Origin of the sequence: Corynebacterium sp. Z-1 (assembly GCF_031844665.1) — a bacterium.
Classification (GTDB): Bacteria; Actinomycetota; Actinomycetes; order Mycobacteriales; family Mycobacteriaceae; genus Corynebacterium; species Corynebacterium sanguinis.
The window spans coordinates 824,867-840,628 of sequence record NZ_CP134621.1; the positions used below are offsets into that span (position 1 = coordinate 824,867).

The 15,762-nt window shown below is 63.9% G+C and carries 23 protein-coding genes; 15 read left to right on the forward strand and 8 right to left on the reverse strand.

Annotation, left to right across the window (positions count from 1 at the left end; translation table 11 throughout):
• Window positions 1-334 precede the first annotated feature (334 nt).
• The gene (tuf, locus tag RIU96_RS04045) at window positions 335-1,525 is read left to right on the forward strand and encodes an elongation factor Tu (RefSeq protein WP_136653350.1); all 1,191 of its coding nucleotides are present in this window, start codon (window positions 335-337) and stop codon (window positions 1,523-1,525) included.
• A gap of 79 nt (window positions 1,526-1,604) precedes the next feature.
• Window positions 1,605-1,880: a hypothetical protein gene (locus RIU96_RS04050; RefSeq protein WP_311205131.1), complete on the forward strand. Its 276-nt coding sequence runs from the start codon at window positions 1,605-1,607 to the stop codon at window positions 1,878-1,880.
• Between the two features lie 60 nt (window positions 1,881-1,940).
• Here RIU96_RS04050 and RIU96_RS04055 read toward each other — a convergent pair whose 3' ends face one another.
• Window positions 1,941-2,693, reverse strand: coding sequence for an ATP-binding protein (locus tag RIU96_RS04055; protein ID WP_201740600.1), 753 nt, complete (start codon window positions 2,691-2,693; stop codon window positions 1,941-1,943).
• Complete coding sequence (gene istA, locus RIU96_RS04060; RefSeq protein ID WP_311205071.1) at window positions 2,693-4,342, reverse strand: IS21 family transposase; 1,650 nt, start codon at window positions 4,340-4,342, stop codon at window positions 2,693-2,695. Before istA ends, RIU96_RS04055 begins: the two co-directional genes overlap by 1 nt.
• 178 nt (window positions 4,343-4,520) lie before the next feature.
• Here istA and RIU96_RS04065 point away from each other — a divergent pair, with 178 nt between their 5' ends.
• Window positions 4,521-4,940, forward strand: a complete 420-nt coding sequence (locus RIU96_RS04065; protein ID WP_311205132.1) for a hypothetical protein — start codon at window positions 4,521-4,523, stop codon at window positions 4,938-4,940.
• Here the strand turns inward: RIU96_RS04065 and RIU96_RS04070 are convergent.
• Genes RIU96_RS04070 through RIU96_RS04095 form a run of 6 tightly spaced genes read right to left on the reverse strand, consistent with a single transcriptional unit; the run spans window position 4,937 to window position 7,703 of the window.
• Complete coding sequence (locus RIU96_RS04070) at window positions 4,937-5,503, reverse strand: Asp23/Gls24 family envelope stress response protein (protein WP_144739987.1); 567 nt, start codon at window positions 5,501-5,503, stop codon at window positions 4,937-4,939. The genes RIU96_RS04065 and RIU96_RS04070 overlap by 4 nt on opposite strands.
• Complete coding sequence (locus tag RIU96_RS04075; protein ID WP_136653344.1) at window positions 5,500-6,069, reverse strand: Asp23/Gls24 family envelope stress response protein; 570 nt, start codon at window positions 6,067-6,069, stop codon at window positions 5,500-5,502. The genes RIU96_RS04070 and RIU96_RS04075 overlap by 4 nt, the downstream gene beginning before the upstream one ends.
• Window positions 6,053-6,682, reverse strand: a complete 630-nt coding sequence (locus RIU96_RS04080; RefSeq protein ID WP_136653342.1) for an Asp23/Gls24 family envelope stress response protein — start codon at window positions 6,680-6,682, stop codon at window positions 6,053-6,055. The genes RIU96_RS04075 and RIU96_RS04080 overlap by 17 nt, the downstream gene beginning before the upstream one ends.
• On the reverse strand, window positions 6,682-6,882 hold the full coding sequence (locus tag RIU96_RS04085) for a hypothetical protein (protein WP_136653340.1): 201 nt from the start codon (window positions 6,880-6,882) through the stop codon (window positions 6,682-6,684). Before RIU96_RS04085 ends, RIU96_RS04080 begins: the two co-directional genes overlap by 1 nt.
• 15 nt (window positions 6,883-6,897) lie before the next feature.
• Entirely contained in the window at window positions 6,898-7,209 is a 312-nt protein-coding gene (locus RIU96_RS04090; RefSeq protein ID WP_136653338.1) for an Asp23/Gls24 family envelope stress response protein, read from the reverse strand.
• A gap of 2 nt (window positions 7,210-7,211) precedes the next feature.
• On the reverse strand, window positions 7,212-7,703 hold the full coding sequence (locus RIU96_RS04095; RefSeq protein ID WP_136653336.1) for an Asp23/Gls24 family envelope stress response protein: 492 nt from the start codon (window positions 7,701-7,703) through the stop codon (window positions 7,212-7,214).
• A gap of 475 nt (window positions 7,704-8,178) precedes the next feature.
• On the opposite strand from RIU96_RS04095, the gene rpsJ reads away from it, so the two are divergent.
• The 12 genes from rpsJ to RIU96_RS04155 all read left to right on the forward strand — a co-directional run bounded on the left by rpsJ (window position 8,179) and on the right by RIU96_RS04155 (window position 15,728).
• The gene (rpsJ, locus tag RIU96_RS04100; RefSeq protein ID WP_003848085.1) at window positions 8,179-8,484 is read left to right on the forward strand and encodes a 30S ribosomal protein S10; all 306 of its coding nucleotides are present in this window, start codon (window positions 8,179-8,181) and stop codon (window positions 8,482-8,484) included.
• 36 nt (window positions 8,485-8,520) lie between these two features.
• Window positions 8,521-9,177, forward strand: coding sequence for a 50S ribosomal protein L3 (gene rplC / locus RIU96_RS04105; RefSeq protein WP_136653334.1), 657 nt, complete (start codon window positions 8,521-8,523; stop codon window positions 9,175-9,177).
• Entirely contained in the window at window positions 9,174-9,839 is a 666-nt protein-coding gene (gene rplD / locus RIU96_RS04110; RefSeq protein ID WP_136653333.1) for a 50S ribosomal protein L4, read from the forward strand. Before rplC ends, rplD begins: the two co-directional genes overlap by 4 nt.
• The gene (gene rplW / locus RIU96_RS04115; RefSeq protein ID WP_136653331.1) at window positions 9,840-10,145 is read left to right on the forward strand and encodes a 50S ribosomal protein L23; all 306 of its coding nucleotides are present in this window, start codon (window positions 9,840-9,842) and stop codon (window positions 10,143-10,145) included.
• Between the two features lie 25 nt (window positions 10,146-10,170).
• Complete coding sequence (rplB, locus tag RIU96_RS04120) at window positions 10,171-11,007, forward strand: 50S ribosomal protein L2 (protein ID WP_136653329.1); 837 nt, start codon at window positions 10,171-10,173, stop codon at window positions 11,005-11,007.
• 16 nt (window positions 11,008-11,023) lie between these two features.
• Window positions 11,024-11,299, forward strand: coding sequence for a 30S ribosomal protein S19 (gene rpsS, locus RIU96_RS04125; RefSeq protein ID WP_006839436.1), 276 nt, complete (start codon window positions 11,024-11,026; stop codon window positions 11,297-11,299).
• 3 nt (window positions 11,300-11,302) lie between these two features.
• Window positions 11,303-11,671: a 50S ribosomal protein L22 gene (gene rplV, locus RIU96_RS04130; protein ID WP_006839437.1), complete on the forward strand. Its 369-nt coding sequence runs from the start codon at window positions 11,303-11,305 to the stop codon at window positions 11,669-11,671.
• Window positions 11,671-12,420 (forward strand): 30S ribosomal protein S3, encoded by a 750-nt coding sequence (gene rpsC, locus RIU96_RS04135; protein ID WP_136653327.1) that lies wholly within the window; start codon window positions 11,671-11,673, stop codon window positions 12,418-12,420. Before rplV ends, rpsC begins: the two co-directional genes overlap by 1 nt.
• Before the next feature lie 4 nt (window positions 12,421-12,424).
• Complete coding sequence (gene rplP, locus RIU96_RS04140) at window positions 12,425-12,841, forward strand: 50S ribosomal protein L16 (protein ID WP_006839439.1); 417 nt, start codon at window positions 12,425-12,427, stop codon at window positions 12,839-12,841.
• On the forward strand, window positions 12,841-13,071 hold the full coding sequence (rpmC, locus tag RIU96_RS04145; protein ID WP_136653325.1) for a 50S ribosomal protein L29: 231 nt from the start codon (window positions 12,841-12,843) through the stop codon (window positions 13,069-13,071). Before rplP ends, rpmC begins: the two co-directional genes overlap by 1 nt.
• Window positions 13,072-13,073: 2 nt before the next feature.
• Window positions 13,074-13,388: a 30S ribosomal protein S17 gene (gene rpsQ / locus RIU96_RS04150; protein ID WP_136653323.1), complete on the forward strand. Its 315-nt coding sequence runs from the start codon at window positions 13,074-13,076 to the stop codon at window positions 13,386-13,388.
• Window positions 13,389-13,634: 246 nt separating this feature from the next.
• Window positions 13,635-15,728 carry a PhoX family protein gene (locus RIU96_RS04155; protein ID WP_144772344.1) on the forward strand — a complete coding sequence of 698 codons (2,094 nt, stop codon included), beginning with the start codon at window positions 13,635-13,637 and terminating at the stop codon, window positions 15,726-15,728.
• Window positions 15,729-15,762 lie beyond the last annotated feature (34 nt).

Sequence of the window (15,762 nt, forward strand, 5' to 3'; positions counted from 1 at the left end):
GGCACGTCGCGTAAAGGCGAAGACGGGGCCTAAGCGCCACACCGGGGGAGTAGCGGTTGTGCTGAGGCCCGACCCCAAAATAAGTCGGGTTTGAGCCGGCCGTTACTCTCTAGGTGGATCCGTTTTGTTTGGATCGCCTCAGCCAAAGTTCCACCGCTTCGACGGGGGCGCGACGGTTTGAAAAACGGTCTTAATAAATCTAGGATCATGTAACTGGCACATTGTGAAATGGCCATTGTTGGCGCGCCTCTATTGCGGGGGCGCGTGACAAGGCAAAAAGTAAACCACGTGGCTGCGAAGGTCGTAGCCACCATGAAGTCCAGGAGGACATACAGTGGCAAAGGCTAAGTTTGAGCGTTCCAAGCCGCACGTAAACATCGGCACCATCGGTCACGTCGACCACGGCAAGACCACCACCACGGCTGCCATCACTAAGGTGCTCGCTGATGCTTACCCGGAGGAGAACACCGCATTCGCCTTCGACGCGATCGACAAGGCTCCCGAGGAGCGCGAGCGCGGCATCACCATCAACATCTCCCACGTGGAGTACAACACCCCGAAGCGCCACTACGCTCACGTTGACGCCCCGGGCCACGCCGACTACATCAAGAACATGATCACCGGTGCTGCTCAGATGGACGGCGCGATCCTCGTTGTCGCCGCCACCGACGGCCCGATGCCGCAGACCCGCGAGCACGTGCTGCTTGCTCGCCAGGTCGGCGTCCCCTACATCCTCGTTGCGCTGAACAAGTGCGACATGGTCGACGATGAGGAGATCATCGAGCTCGTCGAGATGGAGGTCCGCGAGCTTCTGGGTGAGCAGGACTACGACGAAGAGGCTCCGATCATCCACATCTCCGCTCTGAAGGCTCTTGAGGGCGACGAGAAGTGGGTTCAGTCCGTGCTCGACCTCATGCAGGCGTGCGACGACTCCATCCCGGACCCGGTCCGCGAGACCGACCGCGACTTCCTGATGCCGATCGAGGACATCTTCACCATTTCCGGCCGCGGTACCGTGGTTACCGGTCGTGTGGAGCGTGGCGTTCTCAACCTCAACGACGAGGTCGAGATCATCGGTATCCGCGAGAAGTCCCAGAAGACCACCGTTACCTCCATCGAGATGTTCAACAAGCTTCTCGACACCGCCGAGGCCGGCGACAACGCCGCTCTGCTTCTGCGTGGTCTCAAGCGCGAGGACGTCGAGCGCGGCCAGGTCGTCATCAAGCCGGGCGCTTACACCCCGCACACCAAGTTCGAGGGTTCCGTCTACGTCCTGTCCAAGGACGAGGGCGGCCGCCACACCCCGTTCTTCGACAACTACCGTCCTCAGTTCTACTTCCGCACCACCGACGTGACCGGTGTTGTGAAGCTGCCGGAGGGCACCGAGATGGTCATGCCGGGCGACAACGTCGACATGACTGTCGAGCTCATCCAGCCGGTCGCCATGGACGAGGGCCTGCGCTTCGCTATCCGCGAGGGCTCCCGCACCGTCGGCGCTGGCCGCGTCACCAAGATCCTGGGCTAATTCCCCACACGATCTAGACGCTTCATACCCCTGCCCACTCGGGCGGGGGTTTTGTCGTGCCCGGGTAAGGTTATGCAGCGTGAAAGACCCAACCCGCATCCCGCACGTGATCGACGCCCTGCGGCGCGCGTGGGAGGGCCAACCCGACCTGTCCCTGCCGGCACTGATGGGGGTTCTAGCCAACCGCGGCATAGGCTGGGCGTCGACGGATGAGGAGCTCATCACAGCCCTCGCGCAGCTCGAAAAACAGCACCCTTCGCTTATCGACGCCCCCACCAACGCCCACCTGAGCATCACCACGACAGACCCCGCCCACCTGGTTGTTTGGGACGTGCTTCCAGTAGCAGCGTTCTGACGATCCGATAGCACCCGGATGAGCACCGGATAGCGGTGCTTGGTCCGGGTGCCGGCGGGGCTATTGCGCGTCGGCGAGGTGTCGGCGCATGTTCGGCCCGTCGAGTGGGAGGATCTCGGCGCCTGCCACAATCCGGTTGAGGATCGATTCGGCGATCACCGCGTCATGCAGGGATTTGTACCAGTCCTGCGGCTCGAACTGGGAGGTGACCAGGGTCGAGCCACGGCCGTCCCGGGCCGCGAGGATGTTGAGCAGCTCCGCGGCGGTGTGCTGGTTGATGGGCGTGGTCAGGAAGTCATCGATGACCAGCAGGTCGCAGTTGTGCAGGTCGGTGAGGAAGTCCAGCCGTTTCTGCGACGCGGGGTCCATGACCGCGAGCTGGTTGGCCAGATCATCGAGTCTGAAGAACCGGGCGGTGTAGAACTTCCGGCAGGCGGCGTTGAGCAGCGCCAACGCGAGGTAGGTCTTGCCGACACTGGATTTCCCCAGGATGACCAGGTTGTGGGTCTGATCGATCCATTGACAGCTGGACAGCCGTGCAATTAGCTCACGATTGAGGTTGCGGTCGGGAAGGTAGCGGATTTCTTCTACGCAGGCATCAGGGTTTGGCGATCTGGATGCCTTGAGTAGTTTCTGGGTCCGACGTTGCTCCCTGGCCGTGATCTCCTTATCCAGGGCGTGGAAGATCTTCTGCGAGAACGTCCACTCATCGCAGGCGGGGTCGTTGGCCAGGTCGATGACGGTTTTCCCGAAGGCGGTCATCCGCAGCTGGGTGAACAACGTCATGTCGGCGTCGGTGAGGTGTCGATCCATCACGCCTGACCTCCTTCATCGTGGGCAGGATCCGTCTTTCCCAGTAGAGCGTCGAGGCTGAAGTGCTCAGGGCCAGCCAGGTGCGCACCGCGGGTGTCCCGTGAGCCCGGGGCCGGGTCGATGCGTGGGGCCGGCGGCGGCGGAGCATCTGTGGTGGTGGGCCGGGCGTGGACCTGGGCCCGCAAGGCCGCCAGGCGTTGCTTGACCGCGGTGTAGCTGACCGCCCGCGGGGAATCAGCGTCAACCAGTTGCCGGCAGGCCTGTTCCAGCAGTGCCTTGTTGTCGCCCTTGCCCAGGGCGAGGATGTTCAGGCAGGTGCGATACCCCTGGGCTTCGATCGGGCGGGCATCGAGCACGCTGGTGATCGCGGCGACGGTGTGGGGACCGACCTTGTGGGCCTGACGCAGGAAATACGCCCTGGACCACAGGTCCGAGGACTGCTGATGCTGATCGGGGACATGATCGGGGTCGGTGACGTAGACATGCTGGCGCGGGGAGACGGTATGGGTGGCGATGATGTCCCCGTCGCACATGACCGTCAGACGGTCGCCGGTGCTCTTCACATCAACGTGGCGTCCGGCGAAGGTGTGGGGCACCGAGTACTTCACCGTGGCGATTTCGATGTGGTAATCACGGTTGACCTTGGATTTCCGCCAGGTCACCGGCTGCCAGCGGGACTCCGGCAGCCCAAGCAGTTCCGGCCGCTCATACTCATCGAACAGATCCTTGCGGCTGATCTGCTGTCCGCGGAACGGTGTTCTGGTGTTGATCGCGGTGACCTGGTCGGCCACAGCAGTATTGAGGTCATCCAGGCTGGCGAATCGCTGGCCCGCGAGCCGGCCGATCACCCAGTTGGTCACGACCTTGACCCCGGCTTCGACATTGCCTTTGTCCTGTGGTTTTACGGGACGGGTCGGTACCGCAGCGGTGCGGTGGTGCTCGAGGAAATCCCGGTAGGCGCGGTTGACGTCCCGGGCCCGGTCCCCACGAGCGATCTGGTTGGATGCGGTGGAGGCGTTGTCCGGGATGACGACCTGCGGGATACCGCCGAAGAACTCGAAGGCCTGCTGGTGGGCGTCCAACCAGTTCGGGGACTTCTCATCGAGATAACCGCGGGCGAAGACCATCCCGGAGTACGGCAACGAGGCCACGAATACCGACACCTTGGTCTTGCGCCCGGTGATGGGGTCAAAGACGGCCATCTTCGTGCCCGCCCAGTCGACCTGCATCGTGTGACCGGGAACGTGGGTGATCCGCATGGTCAGGTCGTTGACATCGACGTACTCGCCGATGATCTGGCAGAACCGCTGATAGCTGTAGTGCCGCTGGCCAGGGACGCCGTCCGTGTCGAGGTAGCCGGCCCACAACACGCGCAGCGGGAGCTTCTTCTTGCCCGAGCGTTTGGTGACCATCGCGGCCACGTCGAAGGCGACGAACTCATCCGAGGGCGCCTTGCGCCCGTCGGTGAACAAGGCGTCGAGTTCTTCCGCGGTGAGGTCTTCCACCTGGGAGGTGGAGGTAAAGCCCTGGTCCCGGCAGATTCTCTTCGCTTTGGCGATGGTGGTGTGTGAGCATCCCGCCAGGGCTTCGATCTGTCGGTAGGACAGATTCTGGATCAATAGTGACATCACCAATCGGTAGTCAGTCACGGTGTCTCCTCTTCGAGGTCCACACGCAGCCGAATTACTGCGTGTGGACCTGAGATCACCACAGACCACCAGATGCTGCTATCCGAAGCTCATACCCGCGCTATCCGATCGTCAGAACCGCGCTACTAAAAGCACGTCCCTAACACACCTGGTCACGCTCGCCGGCGACACGGTGATCGTGCGCAGCGCACAGCAGGCGCAGCGGATGCCGGGGGTGTGGGGCTTCGGGGGAATGCGGCGCACCGGACCGGGACTGCCCTTGGTCATCACGGACACCGCCGGGGTGGAGCACCGCCTCGGCGTCGTCGGGATCGCCAGCACCTTCGATCCTGCGCAAGCCCCGGCTCTCAACGGGCTTCAGCGCGTGCAGGTAGGCAACTGCCGCTGGCTCGTAGTGCTGGCGGGTAACCGACGTTGCATCGTCGGCCAGCGCATCCGCCTGTGGGATCAGGCCCTGCGGACGGTGGAGAGCTCTACGGTGGCGTTCGACGCCATAGTCTCTTGCACGCCTGGCGGGCGGCTCGTCGTCAAGCGAGCGAGCGGGGCTGGGGACGTGGACCTCGGCGAGGTCGCCGCGACCTACGTCCTCGAGGTCTAGCCCGTCTCGCTGATGCGGTCGAAGTGAAGCTTGTACACGGTGTCGATGTCCATCGCGCCGCAGGCCTCGGCGAAGTCGCGGTCCGCGGACTCGAGGTAATCGATCGACTCGCGCAGGCTGTAGGCAGGGTCGGCCGTGACGGTAAACGTCACGGTGGGCCGGCGGCCCACCATGGCGACGCTCGACTGGGCGCCGGCGACAATGCCGGTGCTGGCCATGTAGTCACACGCCGCCTGGGCAATGCGCTGCACGTTGAGCACGGTATCGCCGTGATCCGGCTGGGCCGGGACGACGCTTTTCGTGCTGAAGGAACGAGACGCCAGGTTGGCGGCGACGATCCAGATGCCCAAGATAAGCGAGACGATAAACCCGCCGACCAGGGCGAAGGGGAACCACGGCTGCGCTGGAAGCGTTCCAAGCTGGTTGCGGTCGTAGGACTCGACGACGTCGCTGACGTAGGGGATGTCGAAGTACAACGCGGTCGGGATCAACCCGGCGGCGATCAGGAGTACTCCGAAGACGAAAACGAGCACGCGGTCGAACGCAGCGGTGCCGGATTTCACTGCTGATCCTCCTGTCCCGCGTCCTGCTGCGGCCGCAGCGCGACGGCGATGCGCGGACGCACGTGCAGCGGTGCGAACTCGTTCTCCAGGGCTGTCGTAACCCGCTGTTGCAGCGCTTGCGCCGAGCCGTCGTCTTCGACAGACACGGTGAGCTTCTTCCGGGTCGAGCGCGAGCTGATCGCCGAGCCCGGCGCCTGCTGGCGCGCGACGTGGGTGGACTTTCGCGCGACGTCGACGGGGCGCACCCAGATCGAAGCGGGCGAGGCGACGCGGGTGTGCGTGCGCACGCGCGGCGACAGCGCCTTGACCAGCAGCCACACACCGAGCAGGGCGACGATCACGCCAGCGGCGACAGCGAGCGGGTCCGCAGGCTGCGTCGCCACACAGCGAAACGCCTCGGCGACCCACGAATTAGACGGGTCGTTGAGCGCCCACCGGTACCAGATGTCCCTGCCGGTGACGCCCGCGACGGCGAGCAGGGCGACGCCGATCAGCAGAGCGAGCCAGCGGGCGGCAGGATTGGCGCGCGGCTGGGCGCCGGGGAGCGGTCTAGGAGAGTCGGGCATGGGCATTCACCACGGGTTGTAGAGTGATCGGGCGCAGCGGCGTCGGGGTTGGCAGCTGGGGGACAATGACCGTCGGCTTGGGCACCGAAAAGGTCTCGATGACCTCGGCGGGGATGTAGCCGATGGGCGCGAGGTCGGGGCCGGGTTCCGGGGCCTGAACCGACCTCACTGGGCGCTGCGGTGGCGCGGAGACGCGCGCAACGTTGGTCGATGAGGAGCGCACGCGCACGGGCGTCGGCGCGATGTCGATGGGGTGGCTGTCGAGCCGGGTGGCGTCGACACGCTCGCGTCCGCCGGCAGGCTTCGCGTTGGCGACCTTGATATTGACCCGCGTGACCTCGAGGCCGGTCAGAGTGCTGACCTGGCGCCGGATGGCCTCGCGGACGACGTCGGTCACCGCGGCGATGGGGGCGGGGTAGGACGCGGCGATGTCGGCGTCGATAGTGACCGTGCCCGCGCGCCGGTTCAGGTACGCCGTCGAGCGAGGCAGGCTGCGGCCCGCGAGCCCGGCGAGCTTCGCGTCAAGCGCGATCGAGCCCGGGACTTTGCGCGCGGCGGCCTCGGCGATGTGCTCCACCGTGCGCTCGCTGAGATGATAGGTGAGCTCCGCCATCAGCTTCGCCCTCTGCCGGACCCCGTCGCGATGAGGTCGGCGACGTCGATGCGGCCATCAAGCTGGGCGCCAATGACGCCGCCGACGGCGACGAAGAACAAAAGCCACAGCAGGCCGGGCCACCCGCCGAACGTGACAAAGAACGCCACGATCACGCCGATGAGGATGCCAAGCGCTGTTTTTGAGCCGAGAATGTTCATGAGTGCATCTCTTTCCTAAAGTTTCTGCGCGTCCGCGACCACGACGTCGATGAAGTCCAAGGGGTCGTTAAGCGAGTCAAGCGCCGCGGCGCGCACTTCGGTGGCCACCTCGGCGATCGGGCGCGCCGATCCCACATCGAACACGATGTGGATCTCTGCGCCGAAAAGCTCGTCGCGCTCCGCAGCCCTGATGCCGCGGATGCGCTCACCCGGGAGCAGCAGTGCGACCTCGCCGAAGCGCCCGGGGCTCAAGTCGGCGACTCCGGGGACACCGAGCGCAGCGTCGCGCAGCGCCTCACCGGTTTCGCGTGTGATCGGGCCCGCCACGACTACTGAACCAGCGTGGTAGCGGCGGGATCGACGGGCTCGATCCGGTCGATCGGCTCCGCATCGGGCAGGTTGACGTCGTGGACAGTGATGTCCACGCGGTCCACGATCAGGCCGGTCATCCGGGTCACTGCCTGGGTGACGTTCTCGCGGATCGCCTTCGCCAGCTCGTGGATGGCGACGCCGTACTCGGCGATGATCGCCACCGCGATCGACGCGTGCCCGTCCTGGACTGCAACGTTCACGCCCTGCTGCACGTTGGTAGACGCGGTCAGCGACTCGCGCACCGCGCCCCACATGCGAGCCGCGCCGCCGCCGAGGTTGGCCACCCCGGACACCTCGCGCGTGGCGATGCCGGCGATCTTGCCCACGACGGTGTCATCAATCACGGTCGTGCCGTGGTCGGTGACCAAGTTCTCGTTCCGGGGAGTCGAAGCAGCGGGCATGACTACGCCCGAAGCAGTGTTAGTCGGTTCAGTGGTGTTGTCTGCCATGGTTGTCCTTTCACGGGTTGGTTGCGCCAACTCTACTCCGGAGCCGCTAGAAGTGGCGTCGGCAAGCGTCTTGCTTTTGTTTTCCCCCTTGTGCTTTAATAGTCGGGTTGCTTTGACACGGCGCTAACGCGCGGTGGTGAGGCGAACATGACACCTTCTACACCAAGAAGGCCCCCTTAACCGGGGACCGGAGAAGGGCCATGGCAAATAAACAGCGGCAGTACGCAAGGGTCACGCGCCCTTCCGAGTCTGACACCCGCGCCCGTTGATACGGGGCGCAGGCGGAAGCACTAAAGCAGATGCACGCATTTATTTGCTGTGCTGCTTTACCTTCCGGTTCGTGTCATGGCAGTCAGAAACGACACTGGCGTTGCGCCCAGGGCCCAGCCCGGACAACGTTATAGAGAAACTACAAGCTTAAAACCCCACCGCTTCGGTGAATGTCGAATGTGGGGGAAGCGAGGAAGAGGTAAGCGTGGCGGGACAGAAAATCCGCATCAGGCTCAAGGCCTACGACCACGAGGCGATCGACGCATCCGCGAAGAAGATTGTCGAGACGGTCACCCGCACGGGTGCCCGCGTCGTCGGGCCGGTGCCGTTGCCCACTGAGAAGAACGTGTACGCCGTTATTCGTTCTCCCCACAAGTACAAGGATTCTCGCGAGCACTTCGAGATGCGCACTCACAAGCGCCTCATCGACATTCTCGATCCGACGCCCAAGACGGTTGACGCGCTCATGCGCATTGACCTGCCGGCAAGCGTCGACGTGAACATTCAGTAAGCAAGATCCCGACTTTTGGTAGTGGAGAACTAACACATGTCTGACAACCAGATCAAGGGCATTCTGGGCAAGAAGCTCGGCATGACCCAGATCTTCGACGAGGACAACCGGGTTATCCCGGTCACCGTCGTCGAAGCTGGGCCGGTCGTGGTCACCCAGATTCGCACCCCCGAAACCGATGGCTACAGCGCCATCCAGATTGCTTACGGCGACATCGATCCCCGTAAGACGAAGAAGCCGCAGGCCGGCCACTTCAAGAAGGCCGGCGTCAACCCGCGCCGCCACGTCGTGGAAATCCGCATGGACGACACCTCCGCATACGAGGTCGGCCAGGAATTCAACGCGACCATTTTCGACGGCGACACCTACGTCGACGTCGTGGGCACCACCAAGGGCAAGGGCTACGCCGGTGCCATGAAGCGCCACGGCTTCGCAGGCCAGGGCGCCTCCCACGGTAACCAGGCTGCGCACCGCCGCGTCGGCTCCATCGGCGCCTGCGCCACCCCGGGCCGCGTGTTCAAGGGCACGCGCATGGCTGGCCGCATGGGCAGCAACCGCGTTACCACCCAGAACTTGAAGATCCAACGCATCGACGGCGACAACAACCTGATCCTGATTAAGGGAGCAATCCCGGGCGTCAAGGGCAGCATTGTTACCGTCAAGACCGCAGTGAAGGGCGGTGCTCACGCATGACGAACCTGACACTCGACGTCCATACCGCCGACGGCAAGACCAACGGTTCCGTCGACCTCCCGGCCGAACTCTTCGACCGCGAGGCGTCTATCCCCCTGATGCACCAGGTGGTTGTCGCCCAGCAGGCGGCAGCTCGCCAGGGCACCCACGCCACCAAGACCCGCGGCATGGTCCGCGGCGGTGGTAAGAAGCCGTTCCGCCAGAAGGGCACCGGTCGCGCCCGCCAGGGCTCGATCCGCGCGCCGCACTTCACCGGCGGTGGCGTCGTTCACGGTCCGCAGCCGCGTTCCTACGCGCAGCGCACCCCCAAGAAAATGATCAAGGCAGCTCTCGCTGGCGCCCTGACCGACCGCGCACGCGGCGCGCGCATCCACGTTGTGGAGGAGCTCGTCCCGGGCCAGACCCCGTCGACGAAGTCCGCACGCGCCTTCATCGAGCGTCTCACCGACCGTAAGTCCGTTCTCCTGGTCATCGGCCGTGAGGATGTCAACTCCCGCCTTTCCGCACGGAACCTGCCGGGTGTCCACATCCTTGAGCCGAGCCAGCTGAACACCTACGACGTGCTCAATGCTGATGATGTCGTGTTCTCCGTCGAGGCGCTTCACACCTTCGTGAACGCAGCCGCCGGCGCACCCGCTGCCGCAGCTGAGGAGGAGAAGTAAATGGCTAAGATCGCCGACCCGCGTGACGTCATCATCGCCCCGGTCCTCTCCGAGAAGACCTACGCGCTGATGGAGCAGAACACGTACACGTTTTTCGTGAACCCGTCTGCTAACAAGACCCAGATCAAGATTGCCGTGGAGAAGATCTTCGGCGTCGACGTCGCTTCGGTGAACACCGCCAACCGCGAGGGTAAGCGCAAGCGCTCCCGCACCGGTTTTGGCAAGCGTAAGGACACCAAGCGCGCCTACGTCACTCTCCGCGAGGGCAGCGACTCCATCGATATCTTCGGCGGCGCAGCCGTCTAAGTGACTCGATAGAAAAGGACACATTATGGCTATTCGTAAGTACAAGCCGACAACCCCGGGTCGCCGCAACAGCTCCGTCTCCGAGTTCTCGGAGATCACCCGCTCCACTCCGGAGAAGACCCTGCTGCGCCCGCTCCCGAAGAAGGGTGGCCGTAACAACCACGGCCACATCACCACCCGCCACCGCGGCGGCGGACACAAGCGTCGCTACCGCGTTATCGACTTCCGCCGCAACGACAAGGACGGCGTGCTGGCCAAGGTCGCTCACATTGAGTACGACCCGAACCGCACCGCCAACATCGCGTTGCTGCACTACACCGACGGCGAGAAGCGCTACATCATCGCGCCCAAGGGCCTGACCCAGGGCACCGTGCTCGAGTCCGGCGCAACCGCAGACATCAAGGTTGGCAACAACCTGCCGCTGCGCAACATCCCGACCGGTACCACCATCCACGCAGTGGAGCTCAAGCCGGGCGCGGGCGCGAAGCTCGCCCGTTCCGCAGGTGCTTCCATCCAGCTGCTGGGTAAGGAAGGCAACTACGCAGTTCTGCGTATGCCGTCTTCCGAGATCCGCCGCGTGGACATCCGCTGCCGCGCCACCGTGGGTGAGGTCGGCAACGCCGACCAGATCAACATCCGCTGGGGCAAGGCCGGCCGTATGCGCTGGAAGGGCTGGCGCCCGACCGTCCGCGGTGTTGTCATGAACCCGGTCGATCACCCGCACGGTGGTGGCGAGGGCAAGACCTCCGGTGGACGCCACCCGGTCAGCCCGTGGGGCCAGAAGGAAGGCCGCACCCGTAACCCGAACCGTTACTCCAACAACATGATCGTGCGCCGTCGTCGCGCGAACAAGAAGCGCTAAGAGGAGGTAAGCAAACATGCCACGCAGCCTGAAGAAGGGCCCGTTCGTCGATGAGCACCTCCTCAACAAGGTGGACGCTCAGAACGAGGCCGGCACCAAGCAGGTCATCAAGACCTGGTCTCGCCGCTCGACCATTCTCCCCGATTTCATCGGCCACACCTTCGCCGTCCACGACGGTCGCAAGCACGTGCCGGTGTTCGTCGATGAGTCCATGGTCGGTCACAAGCTCGGCGAGTTCGCACCAACCAAGACCTTCAAGGGTCACATCAAGGAATCGAAGGGACGTCGATAAGCGATGAGTGACACCATCACCTCCGCATCCGCGACGGCCAGGTTCGTCCGCGTCTCCCCGATGAAGGCGCGCCGCGTGCTCGCTTTGGTCCGCGGAAAGTCCGTTTCCGAGGCTCTCGCTATCCTGAAGTACGCCCCGCAGGGTGCGTCCAAGGATATTGCCAAGGTCGTTGCGTCTGCCGCGGCCAACGCTGAGAACAACTTCGGTCTGGACCCGCGCACCCTGGTCATCGCCGAGTGCTACGCCAACGAGGGCCCGACCATGCGCCGCTACCAGCCGCGCGCACAGGGCCGCGCTTTCCAGATCCGGAAGCGCACCTCTCACATCACCGTGGTCGTCGAGTCCGCTGAATCTAAGGAAGGGGCTAAGTAATGGGCCAGAAAATCCACCCACACGGCCTTCGCCTGGGAATCACCGCTGACTGGAAGACCCACTGGTACGCCGATAAGAACTACGCCGACTACGTCGCAGAGGACATCAAGATCCGCGAGTTCCTCTCTAAGGGCCTTGAGCGCGCCGGCATTGCCGACGTCGTCATCGAGCGCACCCGCGACCGCGTCCGCGTCGACATTCACACCGCCCGCCCGGGCATCGTGATTGGTCGCCGTGGCGCCGAGGCTGACCGCATCCGCCGCGAGCTGGAGAAGCTCACCGGCAAGATGGTTGCGCTCAACATCCTCGAGGTCAAGAACGTCGACGCCAACGCAGCTCTGGTGGCGCAGTCCGTCGCTGAGCAGCTGGTCAACCGCGTGGCGTTCCGTCGCGCGATGCGTAAGGCAATCCAGTCCGCAATGCGCAACCCGCAGGTCAAGGGCATCAAGATCATGACCTCCGGCCGTCTTGGCGGCGCCGAGATGTCGCGCGTTGAGCGCTACCACGAGGGCCGTGTGCCGCTGCACACCCTTCGCGCGGAGATTGACTACGGCATTGCCGAGGCACACACCACCTTTGGCGTCATTGGCGTCAAGGTGTGGATCTACAAGGGCGACGTCGTCGGCGGCGTGCGTGAGTCTGACCTCAACGCACCGTCGGGCGATCGTCGCGGACGCGGCGACCGTGACCGCCGCCCGCGCCGTGGTGGCCAGCGCCGCCAGCGCGCAGAGCAGAAGCAGGAGGGCTAAACACATGCTTATTCCTAAGCGCGTGAAGTACCGCCGCCAGCACCGCCCGCACCGTCGCGGCGTGTCCAAGGGTGGCAACACCATCAACTTCGGTGACTACGGCCTCCAGGCTCTCGAGCCGGCCTACATCACCAACCGCCAGATCGAGTCCGCTCGTATTGCGATTAACCGCCACGTCAAGCGTGGTGGCAAGGTCTGGATCAACATCTTCCCGGATCGTCCGCTAACCCAGAAGCCGCTCGGCGTGCGTATGGGTTCCGGTAAGGGCCCGGTTGAGAAGTGGGTGGCTAACGTGAAGCCGGGCCGCATTCTCTTCGAGATGTCCTACCCGAACGAGGAGACCGCCATGGAAGCTCTGCGCCGCGCTGGCGCGAAGCTGCCGTGCAAGGTCCGCGTGATTAAGAAGGAGGACCTGTTCTAATGGCTGCTGGTACCCCCGCATCCGAGTTCCGTGAGCTCAACGATGATGAGCTCCGCACCCGCTTGGCCGACGCGAAGGAAGAGCTGTTCAACCTGCGCTTCCAGCTCGCGACTGGCCAACTGACCAACAACCGCCGCATCTCCACCGTCAAGCGCGACATTGCACGCATCTACACCGTGCTGCGCGAGCGCGAGCTCGGTCTGTCTGTCGTCCCGGGAGCTGAGGCATAACCATGACTGAGGCAAACGTGACTGTATCTGACAACGCTGCACACGAGGCAGCAAACGGCAAGAAGGAAAAGGGCCTGCAGAAGCGCCGCCGCGGCTACGTCGTGTCCGACAAGATGGACAAGACGATCGTGGTCGAGGTTGAGGACCGCAAGTCCCACGCCCTGTACGGCAAGATCGTGCGCTCCACCAAGCGCGTGAAGGCCCACGACGAGGACAACACCGCTGGTGTTGGCGACCTCGTCCGTATCGAGGAGACCCGCCCGCTGTCCAAGGACAAGCATTTCCGTCTCATCGAGATCATCGAGAAGGCCCGCTAAACCCAGCCATCCCTCGAGGTAAAAGCCCCGCCCCGTGCGGGGCTTTTTGCTTTTCGACGCCTACCTGTGCGCAGATTGCACTGCACAACCGTTCCCGGCATCTGAATACCCCGTTAACTTTCCAGCGCAGTTTTGGTTCACTAACTGTTCACCTCAGATTCTTCGGTGCGCAAGTGTTGAACCTTAAGGTTCGATGAGTCAGTTTCTACATTATGCTCACTTTGTGCGAAGACGGGGAGTCTCACCATGACCATCAAGGGCCTTAACCTTCTGTTCCAGTCCAAGCGGTCCAAGCTGACCTGTACCTACAAGTGCGGTAACGCATGTTGGGGCGAGTGCACTAACACCTCCGATAACGCCTACTTCGGCGACCTCGTCTCGCGCCGCGGAGTGCTGAAGTCCTTCGGCCTCGGTGTGGTCACCGTCGGCGGCGGTGCCGCCCTCGCGGCCTGCAGCTCCGAGCCGGGCAGTGGCGCGGCTGGTACGACCACCGCGTCCGCGGCGACGGGCAGCTCCTCGGCCACAGCTACCGAGGTCAAGGCGCTCAAGGGCATGCAGTTCGAGCCGGTCGCACCGAATACCGAGGACAAGGTTGTTGTCCCGACCGGCTACGCCACCAGCGTTCTTATTGCCTGGGGCGACCCGATTTTCAAGGACGCTCCGGAGTTCGACCCAGAGAACCAGACCGCGGCTGACGCGGAGAAGCAGTTCGGTTTCAACAACGACTTCGCTGGTCTGATGGACCACCCGGACGATGACAGCCGCATGGTGTACGTGTGTTCGCACGAGTACACCACCGAGCCGCAGATGTTCCCGGGCTACGACGCGGACAACCCCACCGATGAGCAGATCAACATCGGCCTGGCTAACCACGGCCACACCATCCTCGAGGTGTCCAAGGTGGGCGACACCGGCGAGCTCAAGCGCGAGTTCGGCCCGCTGAACCGCCGCATCACCGCGAACACCCCGTTTGAGCTCCGCGGTATCCTCGCTGGTGCTGACCTGGTCAAGACCAGCGCAGACCCGGAGGGCAAGACGGTTCTGGGCACGCTGAACAACTGCGCGGGCGGCATGACCCCGTGGGGCACCTTCCTGTCGGGCGAGGAGAACATCGACCAGTACTTCGCTAACGGTGCCGCCGTTACGGGCGAGCGCCCGGCCGCAGACGTGAAGCGTTTCGGCGTGGATGATGAGGCCTCCGAGCGCAAGTGGGAGCGCCTGCACGATCGCTTCGACCTGGCGAAGGAGCCCAACGAGTTCAACCGTTTCGGCTACATCGTCGAGATCAACCCGCTGGACCCGAACTCCACCCCGATCAAGCACACCTCGATGGGCCGCTTCAAGCACGAGGCCGGAAACGTCCACGTTGACAAGGATGGCACCGTGGTGTGCTACTCGGGCGACGATTCCCGCTTCGAGTACATCTACAAGTTTGTCTCCTCCAAGAAGATGGACGAGGGCGACGTCGAGCACAACATGAGCATCCTCGACGAGGGCACCCTCTACGTGGCCAAGCTCGAGGGCGACTCCCCGCAGAGCGAGATCACTGGCGACGGCGACCTGCCGTCCGACGGCGAGTTCGACGGTAAGGGCACGTGGGTCAAGCTGCTGACGGTGACCGAGAATGGTGCCGAGTCGCATGTCGACGGCTTCACCCCCGAGGAGGTTGCGGTCTACACCCGCCTCGCGGCCGATGAGGTCGGTGCGACGAAGATGGATCGCCCGGAGGACTTTGAGGTCAACCCGGTCAACGAAAAGGTCTACGTTGCCCTGACCAACAACTCCTACCGCGGTGCGACCGGCGAGAACGCGTCGAAGAGCAAGGAAGACGTGATGGAGTACGCGCCGATCCGCGAGAACAAGAACGGTCTTGTCATGGAGATCGAGGATGACTTCGCGGGCGAGAACTTCACCTGGAACCTGCTTCTGGTGTGTGGTGACCCGGCTGCGGCGTCGACCTACTTTGGCGGCTTCGACAAGGACAAGGTTTCCCCGATCTCCTGCCCGGACAACCTTGCGTTCGACACCTACGGAAACCTCTGGATCTCCACCGACGGCAACGCGCTGGGCAGCAACGACGGTCTCTACGCTGTTGGCCTCGAAGGCGAGAACCGCGGCCAGGTCAAGTGCTTCCTCACGGTGCCGAAGGACGCTGAGACCTGTGGCCCGATCGTGACCGAGGAGCGCGTGATGGTCAACGTCCAGCACCCGGGCGAGTCGGACGACGCGACCTACGAGAACCCGACCTCCAACTGGCCGGAGGGTGGCAACTCCGTGCCTCGCCCAGCCGTGGCTGTTGCGTGGCGCGAGGACGGCAAGGAGATCGGCGTCGAGGCGTAGCCGATTGACCCCCCTGGTGGCCGGGGGAAAGGAA